Genomic DNA, 26,730 nt, shown 5'->3' with positions numbered 1-26,730 from the left:
GGATCTGTCATGAAAAAGATCGATGCAATTATTAAACCATTCAAACTCGATGATGTACGTGAAGCGTTAGCGGAAGTGGGCATCACCGGGATGACGGTCAGTGAAGTGAAAGGTTTTGGTCGTCAGAAAGGCCACACTGAGCTGTATCGCGGCGCAGAGTACATGGTTGATTTTCTGCCAAAAGTGAAAATCGAAATGGTGGTAGGTGACGATATCGTCGATACCTGCGTAGAAACCATTATGAAAACTGCGCAGACCGGCAAAATCGGCGATGGCAAAATCTTTGTCTTTGACGTGGCGCGCGTTGTGCGTATCCGTACCGGTGAAGAGGATGAAGAGGCGATTTAAGCCCCTTCGCGCATTGCCTGAAAAAGCCTGCCTTGTGCAGGCTTTTTTGTTTTACAGCACTTTGTGAGGACCAAACACTTCGTAGTGAATACGGTCGGCGCTTACGCCTGCATCGACGAGCTGACGCGCGACAAACTGCATAAACGGCAGCGGTCCGCAGATCCAAAACTGTCGATCGGCTTGGTTTAATGCGGAGGATACACTCGCCAAATCCATCAAGCCCTGCGCGTCGTAACGTCCGTCATCGGCACTTTCTGGCTGGCGATACCAAACGTGACTGGTGAAGTTTGGCAGGCGTGCGCCCAGGGATTTCACTTCTTCAGCGAAGGCATGCTGAGATCCTGCTTCAACGGCATGTAACCAGTTGACCGCCGCCGCATGTTGCTGCTCTACCAGATTGGCTAGCATCGCCAACATTGGGGTTTGCCCCACGCCAGCAGAAATCAGCGTAATTGGCGTGGCTGCTTCGGTCTGCAGGAAGAAATCACCCGCTGGTGCAGCGCACTGCACGATATCACCCACCTGCGCATTATTGTGCAGCCAGCCCGACACGCTACCCAGTTCTTCGCGTTTAACCGCGATGCGATAAAACATCCCGTTTGGCTGGTGCGTCAGCGAATACTGACGATGCTGAATATGTTCGTTACCTGTCGGCTGCAAACTGATGGCCAGATACTGACCTGGTAGGAAGGTTACCACCGGCTGACCGTCGTTGGGCACCAGCTCAAAACTCTTGATAACCGAACTTTCCTGATTGATGGCGCGAATACGGAAATCACGCGCGCCGCGCCAGCCACCCGTCTTCGCTTCGGAGGCAGAATAGATGGCTTCTTCCCGCTGAATAAACACATCGGCCAGCACGCCATACGCTTTACCCCACGCGGTTAGCACTTCATCACCCGGATGCAGCAGCTCATCAATCGTCGCCAGCAGGTTTTCGCCCACAATCGCGTACTGCTCGGGCTGAATGTTCAGGCTGGTATGCTTCTGCGCAATTTTCTCCACCGCCGGCAACAGCACGGCCAAATTTTCCAGGTTGCTGCCATAAGCCACAATGGCGTTGAACAACGCTTCCCGCTGATTGCCGCTGCGCTGGTTGTTCATGTTGAACACGTTTTTCAGTTCAGGATGTTGCGTCAGTAAACGCTGGTAGAAATGACCGGTAAGCTGCGGACCGATCTGGGCAATGGCGGGCAAGGTGGATTTGATGGTAGCGATAGTTTGCGCGTCGAGCATGGTGACATCCTCAGAGTGAATTTAAACATGTATTTTAAATGCATCTTATGGGTAATCGAAGCGCCTGTAAATCCCCTGTTGTGATTAAGGATTAGGCAAAAAAGGTGCGTGCTGGCCCGCAAAGCTGAAATTTTCTCCGGTTGAATGTGAGGAAATATCGTCATTTTCAGGCTTGCAAAAAAGCGTAAAAAACCCGTTCCAGCGCCATGCCAATCGTTTGCGCAAAAAGAGGGGATTGACGCTACCGTCACCTGTCAAAACCGTTTACACTGTTCGCCTTCGCCCCCTTGCCGGGGCCTAAACTGCCGTTAAAAAGTTAGCTGAGTCAGGAGAGTCCGGATGTTAAAGCGTGATATGAACATTGCCGATTATGATGCCGCGTTGTGGCAGGCTATGGAGCAAGAGAAAGTGCGTCAGGAAGAGCACATTGAACTGATTGCTTCTGAAAACTACACCAGCCCACGCGTAATGCAGGCCCAAGGTTCACAGCTCACCAACAAATATGCCGAAGGCTATCCGGGCAAACGTTATTACGGCGGATGTGAATACGTTGATATCGTTGAGCAACTGGCGATCGATCGTGCGAAAGAACTGTTCGGCGCCGATTTCGCGAACGTGCAGCCGCACTCCGGTTCTCAGGCTAACTTCGCGGTTTACACTGCGCTGCTGCAGCCGGGCGACACCATTCTGGGCATGAACCTGGCGCACGGTGGTCACCTGACACACGGTTCTCCGGTGAACTTGTCTGGTAAGCTGTACAACGTTATCCCTTACGGCATCGATGAAACCGGCAAAATCAACTACGAAGAACTGGCTGAGCTGGCGCAAACCCACAAGCCAAAAATGATTGTTGGCGGCTTCTCTGCTTACTCAGGCGTGTGCGATTGGGCCAAAATGCGTGAAATCGCCGACAGCGTTGGCGCATACCTGTTCGTTGATATGGCACACGTAGCGGGCCTGATTGCTGCAGACGTGTACCCAAACCCGGTTCCTCACGCACACATCGTGACTTCTACCACCCATAAAACCCTGGCGGGTCCGCGCGGCGGCCTGATCCTGGCGAAAAATGGTGACGAAGATCTGTATAAAAAACTGAACTCCGCAGTGTTCCCGGGTGGTCAGGGCGGTCCTTTGATGCACGTGATCGCCGGTAAAGCGGTGGCGTTCAAAGAAGCAATGGAACCAGAGTTCAAGACTTATCAACAGCAGGTTGCTAAGAACGCTAAAGCGATGGTGGAAGTTCTGCTGGAACGCGGTTACAACATCGTTTCTGGTGGCACTCACAACCACTTGTTCCTGATTGATCTGGTCAGCAAAAACCTGACCGGTAAAGAAGCCGATGCCGCTCTGGGCCGCGCCAACATCACCGTGAACAAAAACAGCGTACCAAACGATCCGAAGAGCCCGTTCGTGACCTCTGGCGTGCGTATTGGTACACCTGCAGTGACGCGTCGTGGCTTCAAAGAAGCTGAAGTCCGTGAGCTGGCGGGCTGGATCGCTGACGTGCTGGACAACATTAACGACGAAGCGACCATCGAACGCACCAAACAGAAAGTGCTGGAAATCTGCAGCCGTCTGCCGGTGTACGCGTAACCTTTACGCGGGTCGATGCAGGACAAAAAAGGATGGCGCAAGCCATCCTTTTTTTATTGCCGTCGCCGCAGTGCTCTGACAAAGTAGCGCGCACTCGTGCTGCTCAGCAGCATTTTTGCTGGAGGGAATATGGCAATCGGCTCCGCCAAATGGCTCGGTTTGGGCTACTTCACTTACTTCTTTTGTTACGGCATTTACCTGCCTTTCTGGAGCGTCTGGCTAAAAGGCACCGGACTCGATGCGGAAAAAATCGGTCTGCTGCTGGGGTGTGGCATGGTGGCGCGCTTTGTCGGCAGTTTGCTGATTGCCTCGCAGGTAAAAAATCCCTCACAGCTGATCACCGCGCTGCGTCTGCTGGCGCTGATGACGTGCCTGTTCGCCGTCGGTTATTGGCTGGGACAACAGTGGCTGTGGCTGCTGTTCGTGATGATCGGCTTCAACCTGTTTTTCTCACCGCTGGTGCCGCTGAGTGATGCGCTGGCCGCCACCTGGACGCAGCAAATCGGCCTGGCTTACGGGCCGGTTCGTCTTTGGGGGTCGCTGGCGTTTGTCATCAGTTCCGCTTTAACCGGCATGTTAGTCACGGCGTTCTCGTCTCAGGCGATTTTGGTGCTGCTCTCATTAGGCGCCATCAGCATGTTGGGCGGAATGATGTTAACGCCAGCGACCAGGCCGCAGGGCAGTGAACGCCAGACGTCAACCGACGGTGGCTGGCAAGTGTGGCGTGACCTGCTGCGCGAAAATGCGGTGTGGCGCTTTATGTTATGCGTGACATTGTTGCAGGGTGCGCATGCGGCTTACTACAGCTTCAGCGCGATCTGGTGGCAGGAGAGCGGTTATTCCGCGTCAATTATTGGCTATTTGTGGTCGTTAGGCGTGGTTGCTGAGATTGTTATTTTTGCGCTCAGCAGCCGACTGTTCCACCGTTGGACCGCGCGTGATCTGCTGCTGTTATCCGGCGTGAGCGCCATTATCCGCTGGACGTTGCTGGGTTCCAGCACGGCGTTGCCGTTGCTGATTGTGGCGCAGATCCTGCACTGCGGCAGCTTCACCGTCTGCCATTTAGCGGCGATGCGTTTTATTGCCGCGCGTAAGGGTGCAGAAGTGATTCGTTTGCAATCACTTTACTCGGCATTGGCGATGGGCGGCGGTATCGCAGTGATGACAATGATTTGCGGTGTACTCTTTACCCATCTGCAAGGACATTTGTTCTGGGTAATGGCCTTAGTGGCGTTGCCGGCATTGTTCCTGCGTCCGCGTGCTGCTTAGCTCTCCAGCAACTGACGAATGCGCTGCTGCTGATGACTACTCAGCGGCAGCTCAGCCTGAATTAGCGGCGGTGAAAACAGCGGCAACGAAATGGCGTACGGCGTGATCACCAGCGCGATATCGCGCGGCGCGCCCTCACGCTGAAAGTGGACGACATCCTGATAGCTGATGTTAATAGGAAGCAGCATCATTTCCCGCAGCTGCTGCTCTAGTAACTGCTCCAGCGCCGCATCTGCGCCCGTCAGCAGTAATACCTGCTTTTCCTGCAATGCACTTTCTTGCATCAGCCAGGCACCAAATAACACCGCAACCAAACTGACCTCTTCAGCGCTAAAGCGTGTGGCAAAATTCCGGCTGAAATGCTCGAGTGCGCGCTCTGTGGTGCGCAGCAGACGCGGATAGAGCCGTGCAACATCCAGCGCCACGCTGTTATCTATGCCGATGGAGAAGTGGCTGCGATCAAGTGCCTGTGCCAGATGAGTAAAAAGTTGCTGCCTGAGTTCGGACTGATTTTTGAAACGGGTCTGCGCCAGCTGCTCAAAGCGCGCAATCAACGCTTCCACTGAATGCATCAACTTGACAGCTTGTGGATGGTCGAGCTGCGCACCGTTCGGTGCATGAAGCAGGCTGAACAGCAGCGTCCAGAAGTCGGTTTCACTGACGTCGGGCGCTAAGTGGCAGCGTTTCTGCCAATGGTGAATTACGTCGTCCGCGGCAGCGCGTTCAATTTTTTCCGCCAGCCATGCGCGTTGTCCCTCATTGAAAAGGGCGTTCTGTCGCTGGCACAGCGAATACTTCATGAAGATTTGCAGAAACAGGCGGTCACGTGCGCTGAAGTCGCGCGCCAGACGCAGGCTGCAGTGCTGGATCAGCGCCTGCAAGTTCGTTTCATCCCACAGCGCTTTCTCGATTTGGAGTATTTTCAGGCGCTGACGCAGCACCGGGGCAAAATGCTCGCAGACAAACGCCTGCGACAAACGCAGCGCGCGTCGCAGCCAGTGGATCAGGCACAGCCGCCTGTCCAGTTCCGTCCCATGAATGCGGAAGCTGCCATCGACCATCTGGTGTAGCTCCAGTTGGTGGTAACGCTGTATCTCATCTCCCACATCCGCGATATCCTGTCGGGCGACAACAGGCGCAACACCATTTAACTGGCAGAGCTTTTCAAGCGTCAAAGCGGGAGCGGGCAGAAATAGCAGCAGTAACAGATGACAACGACGCTGGGAGCGGCTGAAGAGTGGTGCAGAGGAAGGTGCAGAACTCATCAATGGTTTATCCGCAGGTCACTTTTGAGCTAAGAATAGCTAACTCCACGCGGTAACCTTGCACTTTGTCGTGACTTTTGTTCAGAGCTTTAGGGCGGGTCACAATTTTTCTGGACCACTCTACACTTCACTTTAAAATTGTTACTTTATAACACATGAAAATTGCACTCATTACGTTTACGCTGTTGTTCAGCACCGCAGCCTGGTCACATCCGCACAGCTTTATTGACATGAAAACCGAGTTCATCAGTGAAAACCAACATCTTAGCGGCATGAAAATGGTGTGGACCATGGATGAGATTACCTCCGCGGACTTGCTCTACGACGCAGGTAAGGCTAAGCCCGGCGATGTGGTGTGGAAAAAGCTGGCCGCGCAGGTGATGGCGAATGTGCTCGGTCAGCACTATTTCACCGAGGTGTGGCAAGATAAAAATCGGGTCAAATTCCTGAATTTGCCGAAAGAGTACAACCTGTCGCGCAACGGCAACAAAGCGGTGCTGGAGTTTATCGTGCCGTTTGGCGAGCCGCAGGTAATGCGCGCGACGCAGTATCGCATTCAGACCTTCGATCCCAGTTATTTCGTTGATATGTATTATGATAATCCGCAGGCATTAACCATGGACGACGTCGTTAAATCCCATTGCCAAATCGATCTGTACACGCCGAAACCGGATGACTCGCTGAAACAATATGCGCTGTCGCTGGATAAAGCTGATGCGCCGCCAGAGGATATGGATCTGGGCCAGCAATTCGCTCAAACGGTAACGCTGACATGTCATTGATTTCGCTTCCTTCCCATGCACGACGCTTATGGCCGCTGTGGCTGATGGCGGGGTTAATGCTGTTGGCGGGCGTGCTGTTTTGGCAGCACTGGTCGCAAATTTTGCTGCAAAGCGTGCTGTGGCAAAAAGTCCTGAATCGCGAGATGACGCAGCTGTTGCAGCAGGTCGCTGAGCAACCGCAGCAGGCGGGCGTGACGCTGATGTTGTTTAGCCTCGCCTATGGCGTGCTGCATGCGTTGGGGCCGGGACACGGCAAAGTGGTGATCAGCACTTTTCTCGCTACGCACCCCGCAAAGCTGAAAACCAGCCTGAAACTGACGTTGCTGGCGGCATTGCTGCAAGGCAGCGTGGCGATAGTTTTGGTGACGCTGATGTTGGTGGTTCTGCAAACCTCATCGCGCCAGATGCATCTCGGCAGTTATTGGCTGGAGAAGGGCAGTTATCTGTTAGTTGTTGCACTCGGGATTTGGGTTGGTTGGCGTGCGCTGCGAACGCTGCACCAGCAATTACGACCGAAACTAAAAATGCAGATTCACGCCATTCGTCCGCAGCATCAGCACGACGAACACTGCGGCTGCGGTCATGCTCATCTGCCAAGCGCCGCGCAGATGGATCAGGCGGTGAGCGGCAAAACCCAAGCGTTAGTGGTGTTCTCAATGGGACTGCGGCCCTGTTCCGGTGCCATCATGATGCTGCTGTTCGCTAAAGTAATCGGTGTTTATGCATGGGGCGTAGCTTCGGCCGTGGCGATGGCGATGGGCACCGCATTGACGGTGTCAGCGCTCGGCTTGTTAGTACAACGTTCTCGTGCGTTGGCACTGCGTTTAGGGCGCGCCAGCGACACTAATCTCTTGGCTAAGCTGCTCATGCCAGTGTTTGCGTTATTGGGCAGTGTGTTGTTAATCGTCGCGGGCGTTGCCTTATGGCAGAGCGCCTCGCCAGGCATTGGCGGCGGAATTCGTCCATTCTGAAATTAAGGATAAACAGGTAGTGTAAATAACTCACTGCTGCAAGTATTTCTCCCCTCAATAAGCAATTAAATATCTCCGCTTAGTACGCTGGTGAAAATAGATTTCTCTGTCTAAGCTCAATCACACCAGTCAATATTCTGGTGGCTTGAGCAATAATAAAATTTCAGCAAAACATTCTGCGAGGAGAAAACGATGCCTGAAACTCGGATTAATAATGGCAGCGTGGATACGGTGCACGAAGTGCATGGCGGCCTACCATTGAAACGTATTTCCTGGAGCGCAGTATTTGCCGGCGTTATCGCTGCGCTAATAATTCATATTTTATTAGGGATATTAGGTACGGCGATTGGTGCGACAACCATCGATCCACAACAGGAACAAAATCCACTGCAGCATTTGGGCACTGGCGCATTAATCTGGACTGGCGTCAGCATGCTGATCGCCATGGGTGTCGGCAGCTACGTTGCCGGGCGTCTGGCGCAGCGTGAAGGGGCTTTGCACGGATTATTAATGTTTGGTGTCAGCACTATCCTGACATTATGGTTGGCGATTACCCTGGCGACTGGGGTTATTGGCGGTGCCTTTAATATTTTAGGTGCTGGCGTGAATGCGGTGGGCAATGGAATTTCCGCTGCGGCGCCTTCACTGACCAATATGGCAAAAGAAAAGCTGCAGGAAAGTAATATCAATCTGGATGATTTAAAAAATGAACTGCAAACCACATTGCGCCAAACCGGTAAATCGGAATTACAGCCTGAGAATCTACAAAAGGATGTAAATAACGAAGCCAATAATGCGCAAAATCAGGCAGAGCAAACGGCGCAGAATCCACAGAATGCTGATAATGATCTGGCTAATTGGTTGAAAGGCGTTATGAATCGTCATTCAGATACCTTGCAGGCTGCCGACCGCGATGCGCTGAAAAATATTATCAAAGCACGCACCGGTAAAAGCGATCAGGAAGTCGAGCAGATTGTGACTCAGACCGAGGAGAGCTATAAAAAAGCCGTGCAACAGTATCAGGAGTTGAAACAGCAGGCGGAGCAGAAAGCCCGCGAAGTGGCTGAGCAAGCGGCAGCCGCAACGGCGAAAGCGAGCTGGTTTACCTTCTTTATGCTGGTGATTGAAGCGGTACTGGCGGCGTTGCTGGGACGCGTGGGTCGCAAGACACAGCCGCGTCAGGTATTAAGTCACGAACGTCGGTAATAAAAAAGGCGGCTGATTCAGCCGCCTTTTCTTATTTAGCGCTTCAGCGCTTCACTCAATTCTTCACGCATCGATGCCAGCATAGCTTTCACTACGCGTGGGTTACCGGCAACGATGTTACCTGACATCACATAACCGTGGTTGCCAGTAAAGTCAGTCACCAAACCGCCCGCTTCACGCACCAGCAGTTCGCCCGCCGCAAAATCCCATGGCTTCAGGCCAATCTCAAAGAAACCATCAACGCGACCCGCAGCGGTGTAAGCCAGATCCAGCGCAGCCGAACCGGTACGACGGAAATCAGCACACTGCGTGAACAGTTTGCCAACGATGTTGATGTAAGGCGTTGCGTGCTGCTTCAACTTGAACGGGAAGCCGGTAGCCAGAATGGTGCCATCCAGATCGCGAGCCGTGCTGCCGCGCAGGCGGTAACCGTTCAGCTGTGCGCCCTGACCGCGTACTGCGGTAAACAGTTCGTTGCGCATTGGATCGTAAACCACAGCAACTTCGGTGCGGCCTTTAATGCGCACAGCGATAGAAACTGAGAAGTGTGGTAAACGCTTGATGAAGTTGGTGGTGCCATCCAGCGGATCGATTACCCATTGAATGTCTTGATCTTCGCCCGCCAATTCACCGCTTTCTTCGGTGATGATGGTGTGTTTCGGGTACGATTTACGAATTACTTCGATAATCAGACGTTCTGCGTCACGGTCAACATTGGTAACGAAGTCGTTGCTGCCTTTTTGGCTGGCTTCGACAGCGTCCGGGGTTTCATAATTCTTGGCAATTAAATTTCCGGCCTTGCGCGCGGCGCGCACGGCTATGTTGAGCATCGGATGCATCGGTATCTCTCGCTGGATGTTAAAGAACGGGGAAAACGGCGCGGAGTATATCAGCGTGTTCAGCAAATGTCCTCTTTTTATGTTAGAATGCGCGCCATCATTTCCCTGACCGCCTCTAATTATGCTGCAAAATATCCGAATCGTACTGGTAGAAACGTCGCACACTGGCAACATGGGTTCCGTCGCACGCGCGATGAAAACCATGGGCTTAACCAACCTTTATCTGGTCAATCCGTTGGTGAAACCCGATTCACAGGCCATTTCCCTCGCCGCTGGCGCCAGCGATGTCATTGGTAATGCGCGCATTGTCGATACCCTGGATGAAGCCATCGCTGGCTGTAGTTTGGTGGTTGGCACCAGCGCACGTTCACGCTCACTGCCGTGGCCGATGCTCGACTCGCGCGAGTGCGGTATCAAAAGCGTGGAAGAAGGCCAGCAGGCGCCGGTCGCCTTGGTATTTGGTCGTGAGCGCGTCGGCCTGACCAACGAAGAGTTGCAGAAGTGTCACTATCACGTCGCGATTCAGGCCAATCCGGAATACAGCTCGCTGAATCTGGCGATGGCGGTGCAGATCATCGCTTACGAAGTGCGCATGGCATGGCTGGACGCGCAGGAAAAAGCCGCGCCCGCAGCAGAGCCCGACGTGTCGCCGTATCCATTGGTCGACGATCTGGAGCGCTTCTATCAGCACATCGAACAGATGATGTTGAACAGCGGCTTTATCCGCGAAGGTACACCAAGCCAGGTAATGAGCAAGCTGCGTCGTTTATATACGCGTGCTCGCCCGGAACGCGACGAACTCAACATCCTGCGCGGCATGATGGCATCGTTCGAAAAGCGCAAAGGTAATGGGGATAATAGTTGAGTAAAACAGTCGGTTAAATAGTTGAGTAAATTACTCGGTTAAATAGTTGACCGTTTTACTCAGGAATGTCAGACTGGCGTCAATTCTTCAGATAACCCGCCGATAATCGGACGGACGCTTACGAGGTTGTATGCTATGAGACTGACATCCAAAGGACGTTATGCCGTAACCGCTATGCTGGACGTTGCACTGCACTCACACGAGGGCCCGGTGCCGCTAGCTGACATTTCTGAGCGTCAGGGCATTTCGCTGTCCTATCTGGAGCAGTTATTCTCGCGTCTGCGTAAGCACGGCTTAGTGGCCAGCGTTCGTGGTCCAGGCGGCGGTTATCTGTTAGGTAAAGACTCTGGCGCTATCGCCGTGGGTGCCGTGATCACTGCCGTTGACGAATCTGTCGATGCCACCAAATGCCAGGGTAAAGAAGGCTGCCAGGGCGGCGAGCGTTGCCTGACACACGTGCTGTGGCGCGATCTGAGTGAGCGCATCAGCGACTTCCTCAATAACATCACGCTGGCGGAATTGGTGAATAACCAGGAAATTCTTGATGTCGCCGATCGTCAGAACACCGTCGATAATCGTCGCTTCCAGCAGCATCGTGTGCAAGAAACCATCAACGTTAATCTTCGCGCGTAATCTGACTTAGCCTGGTTTTCCCAACCCTGAATGATTTGAGTTTGAGGAAGGCGGCACGCGAGCGTATCCCCAGGAGCATACACAAGTATGTGACTGGGGTGAGTGAGTGCAGCCAACGCACCTATAACTTGAAGCATGACGGGTTCATACTGGAAAGGCCGAATGTGCTATAAAGACGTATGATTTTTTATACGGAGTTTTAGCGCAATGAAATTACCGATTTACCTGGATTACGCAGCAACTACGCCTGCTGATCCGCGTGTCGCCACCAAAATGATGCAGTTCCTCACGATGGATGGCACTTTCGGTAACCCCGCGTCCCGTTCCCACCGTTTTGGCTGGCAGGCTGAAGAAGCTGTTGATGTCGCTCGCAACCAAATTGCAGAGCTGGTCAATGCCGACCCCCGTGAAATCGTCTTTACCTCCGGCGCGACCGAAGCTGATAACCTTGCCATTAAAGGTGCAGCGCAATTTCATCAGGCGCGCGGCAAACACATTATTACCAGCCAAACCGAACACAAAGCGGTGCTCGACAGTTGCCTGCAACTGGCGCACGAAGGCTTTGATGTCACCTTCTTACAGCCCGGCGGCGACGGTATTGTCACGCCGCAGATGCTCGAATCTGCACTGCGCGATGACACGGTGCTGGTGTCGCTGATGCACGTCAATAATGAAACCGGTGTGATTCAGGATATCGCCGCACTCGGCGCGCTGTGCCGTGCGCGTGACATCCTGTTCCACGTTGATGCCACGCAAAGCGTCGGCAAACTGCCGATTGACGTCACTGAACTGCCGGTGGATTTGATGTCGTTCTCAGCGCACAAGCTGTATGGCCCGAAAGGCATCGGTGCGCTGTGGGTGCGTCGTAAACCACGTCTGCAACTTGATGCACAGATGCACGGCGGCGGTCACGAGCGCGGCATGCGTTCTGGCACTTTGCCGGTGCATCAGATTGTCGGCATGGGCGAAGCCTACCGCATTGCGCGCGAAGAGATGAGCAGCGAAATGGCGCGTCTGGCCGAGCTGCGCCAGCGTCTGTGGAGCGGCATTAATCAATTGGGTCACGTGAACCTCAACGGTTCGCTGGAGCAGGGCGCTCCGAACATCCTCAATATTAGTTTTGCCCACGTCGATGGCGAATCGTTGATTATGGCGCTGAAAGATTTGGCGCTGTCATCCGGTTCCGCCTGTACCTCGGCCAGTCTCGAACCTTCCTATGTACTGCGCGCGATGGGCGTTGAGCAGGAGCTGGCACACAGCTCGCTGCGTTTTTCGCTTGGGCGCTTCACCAGCGCAGAGGAAATTGAGTACGCTATCGAGCTGGTTAACAAAGCGGTAACACGTTTGCGGGCGCTCTCGCCTGCGGCAAACTCCCGCTAATTCATGCACCCCTTGCGCCGGTTCTGGCGCAAGGTGACACCTAACGCAAACGGAGCCACGCGATGACAACACAACCGATGATAATTACGCTCAGCTCCCAGGCCGCCGATGCGCGCTGGGGTGACAAAGCGCTGCTGAGCAGCAACGAAAGTGGCATGACCGTTCACCTGACTGGCGCAGATGCGCTGATGAGCATCCAGCGCGCGGGTCGCAAGCTGGACGGTCAGGGCATTCGTCATGTCGCATTGCAGGGCGAAGGCTGGGATTTGGAAAAGTGCTGGGCATTCTGGCAAGGCTATCGCAGCCCGAAAGGCAAACGTCAGGTCGAGTGGCCGGAATTCAATGAGGCCGATCAGGCAGAGTTTGCGCGTCGTCTGAAGATCGTTGATTGGGTGCGCGATACCATCAACCTGCCGGCGGAAGATCTCAGCCCGGAACAGCTGGCGCACAACGCGGTTGATTTGATCAACGAAGTAGGCGGCAAAGCGGTCAGCTATCGCATCACCAAAGGTGATGACCTGCGCGTACAAGGTTACACCGGCATCCACACCGTGGGTCGCGGTTCAACGCGCGCGCCGGTGCTGCTGGCGCTGGATTTCAATCCAACCGGAGATGAAAATGCACCGGTTTACGCGTGTCTGGTCGGTAAAGGCATCACCTTTGATACCGGCGGTTACAGCCTGAAGCAGAGCGCCTTTATGGACTCAATGAAGTCCGATATGGGCGGTGCGGCAACGCTCACTGGCGCACTGGCGCTGGCGATTTCACGTGGTTTGAATAAGCGCGTGAAACTGTTCCTGTGCTGCGCAGACAACATGGTCAGCGGCAACGCGTTCCGTCTGGGCGACATCATCCGCTATCGTAACGGCAAAACCGTAGAAGTGATGAACACCGATGCGGAAGGGCGTCTGGTGCTGGCTGATGGCCTGATCGATGCCAGCGAACAGAATCCTGAACTGCTGATCGATGCGGCAACGCTGACCGGTGCGGCGAAAACTGCGCTGGGCAATGATTATCATGCGCTGTTTACCTTTGACGATGTGCTGGCGGAATCGCTGCTTGGCAGCGCGACCGGCGAAAATGAAGCCTTCTGGCGTCTGCCGTTGGCTGAGTTCCATCGCAGCCATCTGCCTTCGAACTTTGCCGATCTGAATAACATCGCCAGCCCGTCACACGCGGCGGGTGCCAGCAGCGCGGCTGCGTTCCTGTCGCATTTCGTCAGCAAATATCAGCAAGGCTGGCTGCACATTGACTGCTCCGCGACGTACCGCAAAGGCGCGGTGGATCAGTGGTCCGCCGGTGCGACCGGTTTGGGCGTGCGCACCGTCGCTAACCTGTTACTGAAATAATCCTCATCATGGCAGACGTAAGTCTGCCTATTTTTTTGGAAATCATTACATGAGTAACCGTCTTGAAGAGGTGCTGAAGCTGGCCGCCACTGAGCCTGCGCACCGTCCGGAATTTTTTCAACTGTTGCTGGACGCCGATGTTTGGGTGCCAGGCGAAAGCCCGGCCGAACAGTTTGATGCGACTTCACCGGTCGAATTGCAGCATTGGGAAAAAGAGGGTGGCGGCAGCGTAATTCCGTTCTTTACGTCAGAAGAAGCGATGGGCGAGGCAATCACAGATGAACAGCCTTATCTGCGCATGCCGGTACGTACGCTATTTGAGATCACTCAAGGCGAAACGCTGTTCCTCAATCCGAAACTGCCTGCGGGCAAAGAGTTTTCGCCGGGTGAAATCGCGCATTTGATTGGCGAAGAGGGCAGTGCGCTAAGCCAGCAAACCGTGCTTGAAGGTGGCCAGGCGCTGCTATTGTCCGAAGTGGCCGAACCGCCAGCGCAGATGATTGATTCGCTGACGCAGCTGTTTGCCAAGTACAAGCAGGTGCGCCGTGCTTACATCGCCAGCATTCGTGAAAGTGCCACCGAAGAACCGAACCTGCTGATTGGTATCGAAGCGGATAATGATATTGATGAAATTATTCAGGCGGCTGGCGGCGTCGCGACAGATACGCTTGCTGATGACGCGCCGATTGATATCTGTGAAGTGGTCAATGAAGATCGCGGTGTGAGCCATTTTTTCACTGCCCACATCACGCCGTTCTATGAACGTCGCTGGGGCAGTTTCCTGCGCGATTTCAAAGGCAGTCAGCGGATTATTTGATGCTGTAAGGTCGCCATTCATCGCGTAATGCCGCTCACTTAAGCAAATAATTGCCTGATTATGCAGGTGCGCATGAATGCGCACCCTACGAAAGCCCAGCTCTGTAACGTAGGGTCGCCATTCATGGTGACCGATTCACGCTTAAATGACGAGCATTACGCTGTTCATGGCGACCTGATCATCACTTCTCAATCGGTAAATCGTCGCGGCTGCCCCATTCGCCCCACGAGCCGTCGTACAGCGTTACATCGCGCACACCGAGCGAGGTGAGCGCCAAAATCACCACCACCGCCGTCACACCCGAACCGCAGCTGGCAATTACCGGCTGATCCAATTTTAAGCCCGCCTTAGCAAACAGATCGCGCAGTTCCGCTGCCGGTTTCAGTTCGCCATTCACCACCAAACTGTTCCACGGCACGTTTAAACTGTGAGGAATATGTCCACGCAGCAGGCCCGGACGCGGTTCATCCACTTCGGCGTTGAACCGGTTTGCCGCGCGCGCATCAACAATCTGCGCGCCGCCTTCGTGGCTGATCAGCAGCACATCGGTCAGACGCTTCACCTGTGCGCCATCATAAACGGCTTCGAATTCGGCTTCTGGCAGGTTAACCGGTCCGGTAGCAACATCGAAACCGGCGGCTTTCCAGCCCTGTAATCCGCCGGCCAGAATTGACACATTTTCACAACCGAAGGCGCGCAGCATCCACCACGCGCGTGGTGCAGAGAATAGGTTGCCTTCGTCATACACCACCAAATGTTTATCCTGGCTGATGCCCAACTCACGCATTGCCACGGCAAAGGACTCGGCGCGCGGCATCATATGGGGATAAGGACTCGTATGATCGGACAATGCTTCGATGTTGAAGAACGGGGCATTCGGTAGATGACCGGCCAGATACTCAGCCTGAATATCACGCACGGCTTCCTGACCTGGCGGTAACATGCGGGCATCAAGCACCTGCAATGTTTCCTCGTTGTAATGTTCTTTCAACCAATCAGCGGACACAAATATGGCTGTCATAGCAACCTCTTCTCAGCAAACGGGAAAAGACCAGTCTCCGGGAATGTGAACGCTATCTCAAGGGCATGATTGCTAAAGTTGTCGAAAATGCGCAGCATTACTCTTTCTTAACTTCTGGGACTGGTGAGGGATTTACCATGGCAAAACGTTTTAACCGGCTGCTGCTCAACGCGCTGATCGGGGGAGTATTACTGGGTGGCGGAACGTCGGCGATTCATGCGGCGGAAACGACAGCCGCAACAGCAACGCAGCAATCACTCTCCGTTATCGATCTCTCCGAACTGCAACTTGAGGGTGCCGCCGCGCTGGTGTTGACCTTTAACACGCCGCTCGATAGCCAGCAGGATTTCGCGGCACATCTGCAGATTATTGATGAGAAAAGCGGCAAGGTGGATGGTGGCTGGGAGCTAGCGCAAAACGGTAAAGCGCTGCGTTTTCGACATCCGGAACCGTCGCGCAAGTTGACGATTAATGTCGATGCCGGGCTTAAAGCGGCTGATGGCAGTCCCTTATCCAAATCGTTTAGCCAAACGATCACCACGCGTGATATTCAGCCAATGGTTGGCTTTGCTAGCCGCGGTTCGCTGCTGCCGCTGCGCCTGACGCAAGGTTTACCGGTGCTGGCGCTGAATGTAGATACGGTTGATGTCGATTTTTTCCGGGTAAAAAGCGCTTCGCTGGCCGATTTCCTGGCCCAATGGAATTACGGCAACAACATGTCGTATTGGGAATCGCGCGATCTGCTGAAAAATGCCGATCTGGTTTATGGCGGACGTTTTGATCTCAACCCGGCGCGCAATACGCGTGAGAAAATGCAGTTGCCGCTTGGTGATGTGGATGCGCTGAAACAGCCAGGCGTTTACCTGGCGGTGATGAAACAGGCCGGTACTTACAACTACACGCAACCGGCGACACTGTTCACATTAAGCGACATCGGTCTGTCGCTGCACCAATTCCCCGATCAACTGGAACTGTTTGCCCAAAGCCTGGCCAGCGGCGCACCGCTGGATGACGTCAGCGTGCAGCTATTAGATGAAAAGGGTAAACAACTTGCTCGCGGTAGCAGTGACAGTAACGGCCATTTGCGCTTACCGGCGAATGCCAAAGGCAAGCTGTTGCTGGCAACACAAAAAGGGCAAACCTCGCTGATCGATCTTAACCGTCCGGCGTTGGATTTGGCTGAGTTTCCGATTGATGGCCCACAAGGCTACGACAAACAGTTCTTCGTATTTGGTCCACGCGATCTCTATCGTCCAGGTGAAACGGTGATCGTCAACGCGCTGCTGCGTGATGCCGATGGCAAACCCTTGCCGTCGCAGCCAGTGAAAGCTGAAGTTGTGCAGCCGAATGGCGAAGTGTCGCAAACCTTTGTCTGGCAGCCAGAAAGCGGCGTCTATCAACATCGCTTCGCGTTGCCCGCTTCTGCCATGACCGGCGAATGGACGCTGCGCATTAACAGCGGTGACAACCAGCCGCGCAACTGGTCGTTCCATGTGGAAGATTTCCTGCCGGAACGTATGGCGCTGGCACTAAATAATAGTGCGCAACCGGTGGCGCCGGATGACGACGTGACTTTTGCGGTGGAAGGCCGCTATTTGTACGGCGCACCTGCCGCGGGCAACGAACTGCAAGGGCAACTGTTCCTGCGCCCGGCGCGTGAAGCGGTGGCTGCGCTGCCAGGCTATCAATTCGGCGACATTACTGAAGAACTCAAACGCACGCTGGATGATGTGGATGAGAAGCTGGATCAGAGCGGTAAAGTGCAGCTCAAGGTTGAGAGCAGCTGGAAAGAGAGCCATTCACCGCTCAATCTGATTCTGCAAGCCAGCCTGCTGGAAACCGGCGGCCGGCCGGTGACGCGCCGCGCAACTCAGGCAATTTGGCCGGCGCCGGCGTTGCCTGGCATCCGTCCGCTGTTTAACAGTGAATCAGTGTATGACTATCGCACCGATCGTTATCACGATGAGCCGACCGTAGCGGAAAACAGCCTTGCTGAATTCGACGTGATATACGCCAACCCACAGGGTGAGAAGCTGGCGGCGCAGGATCTTGATGTACGCCTGATTCACGAACGCCGCGACTATTACTGGAGCTTCTCCGACAGCGAAGGCTGGCAGTCGCGCTACGATCAAAAGGATCTGCAGGAAGAGGAGCAACGTATCAACATTGCTGCCGGCGGCAGCCAGAGAGTGAGCTTCCCGGTGGAGTGGGGCACGTATCGACTGGAAGTGCATGCTGGCGACAACATCATTAGCAGCGTGCGATTCCAGGCGGGATATTGGTGGCAGGACAACACCAACGGCACCGGCGCACTGCGTCCGGATCAGGTCAAACTGAAAATAGATAAAACCGCCTATCAAGTGGGTGACACCGCGCATGTACAGGTTGAATCACCTGCCGCAGGTAAAGGCTATCTGCTGGTGGAATCCAGCAGCGGCACATTGTGGTGGCAACCGCTGGATGTTCCGGCGGGCGGCGCAACCATTGATGTGCCAATTAGTGACAGCTGGAAGCGACACGATCTCTATCTCAGCGCCATCGTGGTGCGCGACGGTGACAAAGCCAGCGGCGTCACGCCCAAACGCGCGGTGGGCCTGCTGCATCTGCCGATGGCAACCGAAGCGCGCCGCCTCAGCTTAGCGCTCGACGCGCCGGATAAAATCCGCCCTGAGCAGACGTTAAAAGTGAAGGTGAAAGCCAGCCGTGAAGGGAACGCATTGCCGCAGCAGGTTCAGGTACTGCTGTCGGCGGTGGACAGCGGCGTGCTCAACATCACTGACTATAAAACCCCTAATCCGTGGGAAGCGTTTTTTGGCCGCAAGCGCTACAACGCCGATCAATACGATGTATTTGGTCAATTGATTGACGGCGGTGGCAAGCTGGCCGCGCTGCGCTTTGGTGGTGACGGCGACGATGCGGATGCCTTGTCGCGCGGCGGTAAAAAGCCGGTCACCGACGTGCAGATCGTGGCGCAACAGTTGCAGCCCGTGACGCTGGATGCCAATGGTGAAGGCACGCTGGAGCTGCCAGTTCCGGCCTTTAATGGCGAGTTGCGTTTGATGGCACAGGTATGGAGCGACGACAGTTTCGGATCGGCCGATCGTAAGCTGGTGGTTGCCGCACCTTTGATCAGCGAACTGGCAACGCCGCGCTTCCTTGCCAGTGGCGATCAATCCACACTGGCGCTGGATCTCACCAACCTCACCGATCAACCGCAAACGCTAAAAATCAATGTCACCGCCAGCGGGCAGATTGCCCTTAACGGCCAAATCCCCGCCAGTGTGCAGCTGGCGAAAGGCGCGCGTACCACGTTGCAGATTCCGGTTAAAGCGCAGGGCGGCTTTGGCGAAGGCGATGTGCAGGTGACTGTTTCCGGCATGAGTTTGCCGGGCGAAACACTGGAACCGAGCGAGCGCAAATGGAAAATTGGCGTGCGTCCGGCTTATCCGGCACAAACGCTGAGCTTCGATAACGTGATGCAAACCGGGCAGAACTGGCAGGTGATGGCGAGTGCCTTTAATGGTTTGCAGCCGGATACTTTGAGCGGTCAACTGTCGCTCAGCAATCGTCCACCGCTGAATATCGCCAGCTTCATCAGCTCACTGTATGCCTATCCTTACGGCTGCCTTGAGCAGACCACCAGCGGCATTTGGCCATCGGTGTTCACCAACCATGCGCAGCTGACGGCGATGGGCATCAAAACCAGCAATGATGAAGCACGTCGTGCTTCGATTGATACCGGCATCGCACGTCTTGCCGGCATGCAACGCGGCAACGGCAGCTTTGGTTTGTGGAGCAAAGAGAGTCAGGAAGAGTTCTGGCTCACCGCTTACGTCACTGATTTCCTGCTGCGCGCCAGCGAAGCCGGGTACAGCGTGCCGGATGGCGTGATTACCCGCGCCGACGAACGTCTGCTGCGTTACCTGCAGGATCCGACGCAGATCGAAACCAGCTGGAGCAGCGATGCCGATGCTTTGCGTTTCAGCGTGCAGGCCTACGCCGGAATGGTGCTGGCGCGTCAGCAGCAGGCCCCGCTGGGTGCGTTGCGTGCGCTGTATGAAAAACGCGAACAGGCAAAATCGGGCCTTGCGCTGGTACAGCTTGGTGTTGCACTGAAGTTGATGGGCGATCAGCAGCGTGCGCAACTGGCGCTGGCGCAAGGCATTGGTCTGGAACGTAAACCTAACAGCTGGCTCGGTGATTACGGCAGCCCGGTGCGCGATCGTGCGCTGATTCTGTCGCTGTTAACTGAAAACCAGTTGCTGCCAGAGATGCAAGGTTCGCTGTTGATTGAGTTGGCGAAAGCGGTACAGGGTCAGCGCTGGTTCTCCACCCAGGAAAACAACGCGTTGTTCCTTGCTGCCCGCACTTTGCAGCAGCACAAAGGCGAAAGCTGGCAGGCCACACTACAAGGCAAAGCGGAGCCACTCAGCAGCGACCAACCTTTGAATCTCAGCATCAGTGAAGATCAGCTGCGACAAGGCGTGTCGGTGAAAAGCAACAACGCGTCGCCGCTTTACGGCACGCTGAATGTGGTGGGCTATCCGCGCACCGCACCGTCGCCGATGAGCAACGTTCTGCAGATCACTCGTGAATACTTCACGCTGGATGGTAAGCCAGCGGATCTCACCCACCTGAAAAGTGGCGAACTGCTGGTGGTGCGGCTCAAAGTCGCAGCCAGCGAGCGCGTCAGTGATGCGTTGGTCGTGGATCTGCTGCCAGCCGGACTGGAGCTGGAAAACCAGAACCTGAGCGACAGCAGCGCCAGCTTGGGTGACAGTGCCGATGCGCTGAAAGAGAGCATGATGGATATGCAGCAAGCCAACATTAAGCATATCGAATTCCGTGACGATCGTTTTGTCGCCGCGCTGGCGCTCGATGGCTACACGCCGGGCACGCTGTTGTATCTGGCGCGCGCGGTTACGCCGGGCAGCTATCGCCTGCCGCCGCCGCAGGTGGAATCAATGTATGTGCCGGAATGGCGCGCGATTGGCAGCACGCCGGAAAAACTCAATGTGCGTTAAGAATTGATGTCTGGAAGTAACCGACTAAAGCGGTGGCGCTGGCTGCCGCTTTTTTTACTGGCGCTGCTGGTTGCGTTGTGGCTGCTGGATCGACTCACGCCATTGCCGCTGCACGACGTGCAACCGGCGCGCGTCGTGGTGGCCGAAGACGGCACGCCGCTGTGGCGTTTTGCTGACAAACAGGGCGTGTGGCGTTATCCGGTAGCACTGGACGATGTGTCGCCCGCCTACATTGAGGCGCTACTGACCTACGAAGATCGCTGGTTCTGGCATCATCCCGGCATCAATCCCATGGCGATTGTGCGCGCAGTGGGGCAAAACGTGTTGCATCACGGCGTGGTGTCCGGCGGCAGCACGCTCACTATGCAGGTGGCGCGTCTTATTGATCCGCAACCGCGCACCCTGCGTGGCAAAGTGGTGCAGGCGTGGCGCGCGCTACAGCTGGAATATCATCTCTCTAAACGCGACATCCTTACGCTGTATCTCAATCGCGCCCCTTTTGGCGGCACGGTTGAGGGTGTTGGCGCAGCGAGCTGGATGTGGCTGGGGAAACCGCCTTCACAGCTCACCAAAGGTGAGGCAGCACTACTGGCGGTGCTGCCTCAGGCGCCGAGCCGCTTGCGTCCTGACCGCTGGCCGCAACGCGCCGAAGTCGCACGCAATAAAGTGCTGGATCGCCTCGCGGAATATCACGTCTGGTCAGCGCAGGATGTCGCCGATATCAAACAAGAAGCGGTGTGGCTGCCGCCGCGTCAGATGCCGCAACGTGCGCCGCTGCTGGCCCGCCGCTTGTTGTCGCTGTCGCCCGACAACAAAATCACCTCAACGATAGATGTGTCGCTACAGCGCGAACTCGAGAATCTGGCTGCGTCGCTGAAAAGCAACCTGCCGCCGCGAACCTCGCTGGCGCTGCTGGTGGTGGATCATCAAAACATGAAAGTGCGCGGCTATGTCGGATCGGTGGATTTCAATGACGACAGCCGTTTTGGTCACGTCGATATGATATCCAGCGTGCGATCGCCGGGATCGGTGTTGAAGCCCTTTGTCTATGGTATGGCGCTGGATGAAGGGCTCATTCATGGTGAATCGCTGCTGCAGGATGTGCCGCGTCGATTCGGCGACTATCGTCCCGGTAACTTTGATTCGGGCTTTCACGGGCCGGTGAGCGCCAGTGATGCGCTGGAGCGATCGCTCAATTTACCTGCTGTACAATTGCTGGATGCGCTGGGGCCAAAAAACATCGCCGCGCGATTACGTAATGTGGGTTTGAGTCTGCGCTTTCCTGCAGGGGCGGAGCCAAATCTTTCGTTGGTGCTGGGTGGCACCGGCGCGCGTATGGATGAGATTATGGCTGCCTACAGCGCCTTTGCCCGGCACGGTAACGCGGCGCAGTTACGCTGGCTGACGACACAACCCTTGCAAGAAAGGCCGCTATTGTCGCCGGGCGCGGCATGGATTGTACGGCGCATTCTGGCAGGCGCGGCACAACCCTCGGCCAGCGGTGCGGTGGCAGACGTAGTGCCGTTGGCGTGGAAAACCGGTACCAGCTATGGCTATCGCGATGCATGGACGATAGGTATCACCCCGCGCTATCTGATTGGCGTATGGGTAGGACGGCCTGATGCAACGCCCGTCGCCGGTCAGTTTGGTTTTGCCTCGGCGGTGCCGGTGATGAATCAGGTCAATAATCTGCTGGCGGGGCATATGCCGGTGAACGGTGCGCCGCGCGATCCGCGCCCGTCATCGGTCAGCGCCATGAGCATCTGCTGGCCTGGCGGACAGCCGTTACCCTTCGGCGACGAGAACTGTCGCCAGCGTCGTCAGAGTTGGGTATTGAATCAAACGGTGCCACCCACGCTGCTGGCGTCGGGGCAGGAGAGCGTCAATGGCTTACGCCAGCGCTACTGGCAAAACAGCCGGGGATTGCGCGTGGCGGCAGATTGCCCGGATGCACAAAGCCGCGAGCGCCTGATGTGGCCGCTGCCACTTGAACCCTGGCTGCCGGATGCGGAACGGCGTGCCCAGCGCTTGCCGCCGATCGATCCCACTTGTCCGCCACTCAATCAGGGCAATGCGCCGCCCATGGTGATTACCGGTGTGATCAATGGTCAACGCGTACAGCCGTTGCCGGGCAAAGTGGTGCTGGTGATGTCGGTAGCCGTGCAGGGCGGGCAAGGTGAGCAGCGCTGGTGGTTTTTAAACGGGCAACCGCTTGAGCGTAACGCGAGCAACAAGAGTGCGGCGCTGGTACTGGATGAGCCGGGAAGTTATCAGTTGGTGGTGATGGATGAAGCGGGGCAGCTGTCGTCGGTGGCCTTTACCCGCGGTTGAGCACATGGATATGGCATACTTTTTGCCTGTGTGCCCCGACAAAAATCAATTATTTTCAATAATTCCACCAATCGCCAATAGGCAACGCGCCATGATGTCCCTATAATCGGCGCGTTTTCTTACCGGGAGGAGCTCCCGGATTCTTCAGGATGCTAACTAGAGGTCAACATGGCAATCGAACGTACTTTCTCAATCGTGAAACCAAACGCCGTCGCTAAGAACGTGATTGGTGCAATCTATAACCGTTTTGAAAGCGCGGGCTTCAAAATCGTTGGCGCAAAAATGCTGCACCTGACCAAAGAGCAGGCTGAAGGCTTCTACGCTGAGCACAAAGGCCGTCCATTCTTTGATGGTCTGGTTGAATTCATGACTTCTGGTCCAGTTGTGGTTTCTGTACTGGAAGGCGAAAACGCTGTTCAGCGTCACCGCGATCTGATGGGTGCAACTAACCCAGATAACGCGCTGGCAGGTACTCTGCGTGCTGATTATGCTGACAGCTTCACCGAGAACGCGACCCACGGTTCTGACTCTGCTGAATCTGCAGCACGCGAAATCGCGTACTTCTTCGCAGAAAACGAAGTCTGCCCACGCACTCGCTAAGTGCATTGAGGGTCAGGCGGACACGCGTCTTTACAGCTGTTCAACATCGGTGAAACGGTTCCCCTGGCATCATGCAGCAGATGTAGTACAATTACGCGCCCTTGTTGAGCTAGCCTCAGCGAGGGCGCTGTTTTTTTCCTACTATTAACCAGAGCCGTAACGTGTAACAACGAGGCCAGAGAACATTATGTCCGAACAGATTGTGACGCCGTCGTCCGCTTCCCCCGTGATTGTTTCCCCAAAAAACGAAAAAATTAACCTGCTGGATCTCAACCGTCAGCAGATGCGTGAATTCTTTCTTGAGATGGGCGAAAAGCCGTTCCGTGCCGATCAGGTCATGAAGTGGATGTACCACTACTGCTGCGATGATTTCGAGCAGATGACTGACATCAACAAAGTGCTGCGCGGTAAGCTGATGCAGCGCGCTGAAATCCGTGCACCGGAAGTGGCGGAAGAGATGCGTTCCACCGATGGCACCATTAAATGGGCAATTCGCGTGGGCGACCAGCTGGTTGAAACCGTCTATATCCCGGAAGCGGATCGCGCAACCCTGTGCGTCTCTTCACAGGTAGGCTGTGCGCTGGAGTGCAAATTCTGTTCGACGGCGCAGCAGGGCTTTAACCGCAACCTGCGCGTGTCAGAGATTATTGGCCAGGTATGGCGCGCCGCGAAAATCATCGGTGCCGCGAAAATTACCGGTCAACGTCCGATCACCAACGTGGTGATGATGGGCATGGGCGAGCCGCTGCTTAACCTGAACAACGTGGTGCCGGCAATGGATATCATGCTGGACGACTTCGGTTTCGGTCTGTCAAAACGTCGCGTTACGCTGTCAACGTCAGGTGTGGTGCCGGCGCTGGACAAGCTGGGTGATATGATCGACGTAGCGCTGGCGATTTCGCTGCATGCGCCGAATGATGCCATTCGTGACGAGATCGTGCCGATCAACAAAAAGTACAACATTGAGACTTTCCTTGCGGCGGTAAAACGCTATATCGGTAAGTCCAACGCCAATCAGGGCCGCGTGACCATTGAGTACGTGATGTTGGATCACGTCAATGACAGCACCGACAATGCGCATGAGCTGGCGGCACTGCTAAAAGAGACGCCGTGCAAAATCAACCTGATTCCGTGGAACCCGTTCCCCGGCGCGCCGTATGGCCGTAGCTCTAACAGCCGTATCGATCGCTTCTCCAAAGTCCTGATGGATTACGGTTTCACCACCATTGTGCGTAAAACCCGTGGTGACGATATCGACGCTGCTTGTGGTCAGTTAGCAGGCGATGTGATTGACCGGACTAAGCGTACGCTGCGTAAGAAAATGGCGGGCGAAGCCATCTCTGTGAAGGCGCTCTGAAAGCCAGCGCCTGCTGATATTCAGCGGGCGTAACTCATGTCAGTCTCTCCGCATATTTTTTAGGGAGAGACTGAAATGCATAAAGGATTATTCGCCGCGATTCTGGCGGGCTTTGTTGTAACCGGTTGTGTCAATCATCCTGCCAGGCAAAGCGCAGCGGATATCCGCTTGCAGCTCGGATTGCACTATCTGGCAGTGAAGGATTATGCCGCCGCGCAGCGCAATTTGTTACGTGCTCAGCAGGCAGCGCCAAAGGATTATCGCGTTCCGTTAGCCCTTGCTCGTGTGGCGCAGGCGCAACAGAATAGCGCACAAACGCGCTGGCACTACCAACGCGCACAGCAGTTAGCGCCGCGGAATGGTTACGTCGCTAACAATTACGGTGCGTTTCTCTGCGGTTTAAGGCAGTATGACGAAGCGCATCAACAGTTTAAGCTGGCAATTGAGGCGCAGGAAATCGATGCTCGTCAGGATGCATTCCTGTTTTCGGGCTATTGTTACCTGCAGGCTGATGAGAGTGCCGCAGCGCGCGAGCAATTAGGTTACGCGCTGGATGCCGCACCGGAGCAGGGCAGTCAACTGCTAAGGGAAGTGGAAAGGCGGCTTGAACAGCGGGAACAGAAGTCGGTTCCGCTGCTTTTAGAAGTGTACCATCAGCATTTGCCTGCAACGGCTGAGAGCTTATGGTTACAGATACGTTTCGCCGCGCAACAGGGAAACGCTGCTGACGTTACACGTTATGGCGACCGGTTGGCGCGAAGTTTTCCACAATCGATACAGTACCAGCGTTATTTAGCTAATGAATACTGAAGCCACTCAAGAGAATTCTGCAGTACATTCCACAGGTGAACGCCTGCGTCTGGCCCGTGAGCAAATGGGACTGACCCAGCAAAACGTCGCTGAACGCCTGTGCCTAAAACTTACTACCGTACGCGATATTGAAGAGGACAAATCACCTGCTGATTTAGCGTCTACATTCCTGCGCGGTTACATTCGCTCTTATGCTCGTCTGGTGCATGTGCCAGAAGATGACCTGCTGCCGATGATGGCAAAGCAGGCCCCCATGCGCGCCGCCAAAATCGAGCCGATGCAGAGCTTCTCATTGGGTAAGCGTCGTAAAAAGCGCGATGGCTGGCTAATGATCTTCACCTGGTTGGTGATTTTCGTCGTTGTCGGTTTGACTGGTGCGTGGTGGTGGCAGAATCATAAAGCGTCACAGGCTGATTTGGTGTCGATGGCCGATCAAAACGGCAGCGGCGACAATAGCCAATCCATTCCGTTGGGTGACAACAGTACCGATAGCAATGCCGATGCAGATACCAACGCTGCCGGTACGCCAGTCGATAACGGTGCTGGCGCTGTGGCTACGCCTGAAAGCAACAACGCGAGCAGCACACCGGCTGCGAGCAATAACACTACAGCGCAAACCAGCGGCAGCGACAACGCCGTGGTTTCGCCAAGCCAGGCGCCGATTGATACGGCGCCGCCAGCGGCGACGTCTCCAGCACCGGCGAATAGCGTTCCTGCAGGCCAAATGCCTACCGCGAATGCAGCAGTCAGCCAACCGGCAGGCGATCCGAATGCTGTGGTGATGAACTTCAAAGCAGATTGCTGGCTGGAAGTGAGCGATGCGACCGGTAAGAAGCTGTTCAGCGGTCTGCAACGTAGTGGCGGTAAGCTAAGTTTGTCCGGAACGGCTCCGTATCGTCTGAAAATTGGCGCACCAAGTGCGGTTGACGTGCAATATCAGAATCAGCCCGTTGATTTAAGTCGTTTTATCCGTAATAACCAGGTTGCCCGTCTGACGCTGGGTGCGCAATAACGCGCAGCGCGCTTTCCGGGTA

At 55.2% G+C, this 26,730-nt stretch carries 21 protein-coding genes; 17 read left to right on the top strand and 4 right to left on the bottom strand.

Annotated elements, in window-relative coordinates:
* Positions 1 to 9: 9 nt before the first annotated feature.
* Positions 10 to 348 (top strand): nitrogen regulatory protein P-II, encoded by a 339-nt coding sequence (gene glnB, locus ACRQ84_RS10070; protein WP_007886217.1) that lies wholly within the window; start codon positions 10 to 12, stop codon positions 346 to 348.
* A gap of 51 nt (positions 349 to 399) precedes the next feature.
* Here glnB and hmpA read toward each other — a convergent pair whose 3' ends face one another.
* Entirely contained in the window at positions 400 to 1,584 is a 1,185-nt protein-coding gene (hmpA, locus tag ACRQ84_RS10065; protein ID WP_483815976.1) for an NO-inducible flavohemoprotein, read from the bottom strand.
* A 339-nt stretch (positions 1,585 to 1,923) separates the two neighbouring features.
* Here hmpA and glyA point away from each other — a divergent pair, with 339 nt between their 5' ends.
* Positions 1,924 to 3,177 (top strand): serine hydroxymethyltransferase, encoded by a 1,254-nt coding sequence (gene glyA / locus ACRQ84_RS10060; RefSeq protein WP_064739567.1) that lies wholly within the window; start codon positions 1,924 to 1,926, stop codon positions 3,175 to 3,177.
* A 129-nt stretch (positions 3,178 to 3,306) separates the two neighbouring features.
* Positions 3,307 to 4,446 carry a 3-phenylpropionate MFS transporter gene (locus ACRQ84_RS10055; protein WP_483815975.1) on the top strand — a complete coding sequence of 380 codons (1,140 nt, stop codon included), beginning with the start codon at positions 3,307 to 3,309 and terminating at the stop codon, positions 4,444 to 4,446.
* Here the strand turns inward: ACRQ84_RS10055 and csiE are convergent.
* Complete coding sequence (gene csiE / locus ACRQ84_RS10050) at positions 4,443 to 5,711, bottom strand: stationary phase inducible protein CsiE (RefSeq protein ID WP_483815974.1); 1,269 nt, start codon at positions 5,709 to 5,711, stop codon at positions 4,443 to 4,445. The genes ACRQ84_RS10055 and csiE overlap by 4 nt on opposite strands.
* Positions 5,712 to 5,866: 155 nt before the next feature.
* Between csiE and ACRQ84_RS10045 the strand changes: the two genes are divergently transcribed.
* The 3 genes from ACRQ84_RS10045 (at position 5,867) to ACRQ84_RS10035 (ending at position 8,670) form a co-directional block, all read left to right on the top strand.
* The gene (locus ACRQ84_RS10045; RefSeq protein WP_483815973.1) at positions 5,867 to 6,493 is read left to right on the top strand and encodes a DUF1007 family protein; all 627 of its coding nucleotides are present in this window, start codon (positions 5,867 to 5,869) and stop codon (positions 6,491 to 6,493) included.
* Positions 6,484 to 7,464 carry a nickel/cobalt transporter gene (locus ACRQ84_RS10040; protein WP_483815972.1) on the top strand — a complete coding sequence of 327 codons (981 nt, stop codon included), beginning with the start codon at positions 6,484 to 6,486 and terminating at the stop codon, positions 7,462 to 7,464. Before ACRQ84_RS10045 ends, ACRQ84_RS10040 begins: the two co-directional genes overlap by 10 nt.
* Before the next feature lie 192 nt (positions 7,465 to 7,656).
* Positions 7,657 to 8,670 (top strand): MFS transporter, encoded by a 1,014-nt coding sequence (locus tag ACRQ84_RS10035; protein WP_064739562.1) that lies wholly within the window; start codon positions 7,657 to 7,659, stop codon positions 8,668 to 8,670.
* A gap of 35 nt (positions 8,671 to 8,705) precedes the next feature.
* Here ACRQ84_RS10035 and suhB read toward each other — a convergent pair whose 3' ends face one another.
* A complete protein-coding gene (gene suhB / locus ACRQ84_RS10030; protein WP_008108283.1) occupies positions 8,706 to 9,509 on the bottom strand; it encodes an inositol-1-monophosphatase in 804 nt (267 codons plus the stop codon).
* A gap of 121 nt (positions 9,510 to 9,630) precedes the next feature.
* Between suhB and trmJ the strand changes: the two genes are divergently transcribed.
* The 5 genes from trmJ to sseB all read left to right on the top strand — a co-directional run bounded on the left by trmJ (position 9,631) and on the right by sseB (position 14,553).
* Positions 9,631 to 10,374 carry a tRNA (cytosine(32)/uridine(32)-2'-O)-methyltransferase TrmJ gene (gene trmJ, locus ACRQ84_RS10025; RefSeq protein WP_064739561.1) on the top strand — a complete coding sequence of 248 codons (744 nt, stop codon included), beginning with the start codon at positions 9,631 to 9,633 and terminating at the stop codon, positions 10,372 to 10,374.
* Positions 10,375 to 10,509: 135 nt separating this feature from the next.
* Positions 10,510 to 11,007, top strand: a complete 498-nt coding sequence (gene iscR / locus ACRQ84_RS10020) for a Fe-S cluster assembly transcriptional regulator IscR (protein ID WP_007886228.1) — start codon at positions 10,510 to 10,512, stop codon at positions 11,005 to 11,007.
* Positions 11,008 to 11,214: 207 nt separating this feature from the next.
* Entirely contained in the window at positions 11,215 to 12,387 is a 1,173-nt protein-coding gene (locus ACRQ84_RS10015) for an IscS subfamily cysteine desulfurase (RefSeq protein WP_064739560.1), read from the top strand.
* A gap of 62 nt (positions 12,388 to 12,449) precedes the next feature.
* A complete protein-coding gene (gene pepB, locus ACRQ84_RS10010; protein ID WP_064739559.1) occupies positions 12,450 to 13,736 on the top strand; it encodes an aminopeptidase PepB in 1,287 nt (428 codons plus the stop codon).
* 49 nt (positions 13,737 to 13,785) lie between these two features.
* Positions 13,786 to 14,553 (top strand): enhanced serine sensitivity protein SseB, encoded by a 768-nt coding sequence (sseB, locus tag ACRQ84_RS10005; RefSeq protein ID WP_483815971.1) that lies wholly within the window; start codon positions 13,786 to 13,788, stop codon positions 14,551 to 14,553.
* 181 nt (positions 14,554 to 14,734) lie between these two features.
* On the opposite strand, the gene sseA is transcribed toward sseB, so the two are convergent.
* On the bottom strand, positions 14,735 to 15,574 hold the full coding sequence (gene sseA / locus ACRQ84_RS10000) for a 3-mercaptopyruvate sulfurtransferase (RefSeq protein ID WP_064739557.1): 840 nt from the start codon (positions 15,572 to 15,574) through the stop codon (positions 14,735 to 14,737).
* 137 nt (positions 15,575 to 15,711) lie between these two features.
* Here sseA and ACRQ84_RS09995 point away from each other — a divergent pair, with 137 nt between their 5' ends.
* The 6 genes from ACRQ84_RS09995 to rodZ all read left to right on the top strand — a co-directional run bounded on the left by ACRQ84_RS09995 (position 15,712) and on the right by rodZ (position 26,708).
* On the top strand, positions 15,712 to 20,598 hold the full coding sequence (locus ACRQ84_RS09995) for an alpha-2-macroglobulin family protein (protein WP_483815970.1): 4,887 nt from the start codon (positions 15,712 to 15,714) through the stop codon (positions 20,596 to 20,598).
* 6 nt (positions 20,599 to 20,604) lie between these two features.
* The gene (gene pbpC / locus ACRQ84_RS09990) at positions 20,605 to 22,929 is read left to right on the top strand and encodes a peptidoglycan glycosyltransferase PbpC (RefSeq protein ID WP_483815969.1); all 2,325 of its coding nucleotides are present in this window, start codon (positions 20,605 to 20,607) and stop codon (positions 22,927 to 22,929) included.
* A gap of 168 nt (positions 22,930 to 23,097) precedes the next feature.
* Positions 23,098 to 23,529 (top strand): nucleoside-diphosphate kinase, encoded by a 432-nt coding sequence (gene ndk, locus ACRQ84_RS09985; RefSeq protein ID WP_007884899.1) that lies wholly within the window; start codon positions 23,098 to 23,100, stop codon positions 23,527 to 23,529.
* Positions 23,530 to 23,716: 187 nt separating this feature from the next.
* Positions 23,717 to 24,886, top strand: coding sequence for a dual-specificity RNA methyltransferase RlmN (locus tag ACRQ84_RS09980; protein WP_064739554.1), 1,170 nt, complete (start codon positions 23,717 to 23,719; stop codon positions 24,884 to 24,886).
* A gap of 75 nt (positions 24,887 to 24,961) precedes the next feature.
* Positions 24,962 to 25,696 carry a type IV pilus biogenesis/stability protein PilW gene (pilW, locus tag ACRQ84_RS09975; RefSeq protein WP_483815968.1) on the top strand — a complete coding sequence of 245 codons (735 nt, stop codon included), beginning with the start codon at positions 24,962 to 24,964 and terminating at the stop codon, positions 25,694 to 25,696.
* Positions 25,686 to 26,708 (top strand): cytoskeleton protein RodZ, encoded by a 1,023-nt coding sequence (rodZ, locus tag ACRQ84_RS09970; RefSeq protein ID WP_064739552.1) that lies wholly within the window; start codon positions 25,686 to 25,688, stop codon positions 26,706 to 26,708. The genes pilW and rodZ overlap by 11 nt, the downstream gene beginning before the upstream one ends.
* Positions 26,709 to 26,730: the final 22 nt, after the last annotated feature.

The organism is Pantoea sp. E2023-21 (genome assembly GCF_051302795.1).
In the GTDB taxonomy this organism is placed as follows: domain Bacteria; phylum Pseudomonadota; class Gammaproteobacteria; order Enterobacterales; family Enterobacteriaceae; genus Pantoea; species Pantoea ludwigii_A.
Note: the sequence above shows the minus strand (reverse complement) of the source record. Positions and strands in the feature narration are given on the sequence as shown.

Coding starts and splice junctions, on each gene's coding strand:
- glnB (WP_007886217.1), top strand. CDS start 10: ATGAAAAAGATCGATGCAATTATTAAACCATTCAAACTCGATGATGTA.
- hmpA (WP_483815976.1), bottom strand. CDS start 1,584: ATGCTCGACGCGCAAACTATCGCTACCATCAAATCCACCTTGCCCGCC.
- glyA (WP_064739567.1), top strand. CDS start 1,924: ATGTTAAAGCGTGATATGAACATTGCCGATTATGATGCCGCGTTGTGG.
- ACRQ84_RS10055 (WP_483815975.1), top strand. CDS start 3,307: ATGGCAATCGGCTCCGCCAAATGGCTCGGTTTGGGCTACTTCACTTAC.
- csiE (WP_483815974.1), bottom strand. CDS start 5,711: ATGAGTTCTGCACCTTCCTCTGCACCACTCTTCAGCCGCTCCCAGCGT.
- ACRQ84_RS10045 (WP_483815973.1), top strand. CDS start 5,867: ATGAAAATTGCACTCATTACGTTTACGCTGTTGTTCAGCACCGCAGCC.
- ACRQ84_RS10040 (WP_483815972.1), top strand. CDS start 6,484: ATGTCATTGATTTCGCTTCCTTCCCATGCACGACGCTTATGGCCGCTG.
- ACRQ84_RS10035 (WP_064739562.1), top strand. CDS start 7,657: ATGCCTGAAACTCGGATTAATAATGGCAGCGTGGATACGGTGCACGAA.
- suhB (WP_008108283.1), bottom strand. CDS start 9,509: ATGCATCCGATGCTCAACATAGCCGTGCGCGCCGCGCGCAAGGCCGGA.
- trmJ (WP_064739561.1), top strand. CDS start 9,631: ATGCTGCAAAATATCCGAATCGTACTGGTAGAAACGTCGCACACTGGC.
- iscR (WP_007886228.1), top strand. CDS start 10,510: ATGAGACTGACATCCAAAGGACGTTATGCCGTAACCGCTATGCTGGAC.
- ACRQ84_RS10015 (WP_064739560.1), top strand. CDS start 11,215: ATGAAATTACCGATTTACCTGGATTACGCAGCAACTACGCCTGCTGAT.
- pepB (WP_064739559.1), top strand. CDS start 12,450: ATGACAACACAACCGATGATAATTACGCTCAGCTCCCAGGCCGCCGAT.
- sseB (WP_483815971.1), top strand. CDS start 13,786: ATGAGTAACCGTCTTGAAGAGGTGCTGAAGCTGGCCGCCACTGAGCCT.
- sseA (WP_064739557.1), bottom strand. CDS start 15,574: ATGACAGCCATATTTGTGTCCGCTGATTGGTTGAAAGAACATTACAAC.
- ACRQ84_RS09995 (WP_483815970.1), top strand. CDS start 15,712: ATGGCAAAACGTTTTAACCGGCTGCTGCTCAACGCGCTGATCGGGGGA.
- pbpC (WP_483815969.1), top strand. CDS start 20,605: ATGTCTGGAAGTAACCGACTAAAGCGGTGGCGCTGGCTGCCGCTTTTT.
- ndk (WP_007884899.1), top strand. CDS start 23,098: ATGGCAATCGAACGTACTTTCTCAATCGTGAAACCAAACGCCGTCGCT.
- ACRQ84_RS09980 (WP_064739554.1), top strand. CDS start 23,717: ATGTCCGAACAGATTGTGACGCCGTCGTCCGCTTCCCCCGTGATTGTT.
- pilW (WP_483815968.1), top strand. CDS start 24,962: ATGCATAAAGGATTATTCGCCGCGATTCTGGCGGGCTTTGTTGTAACC.
- rodZ (WP_064739552.1), top strand. CDS start 25,686: ATGAATACTGAAGCCACTCAAGAGAATTCTGCAGTACATTCCACAGGT.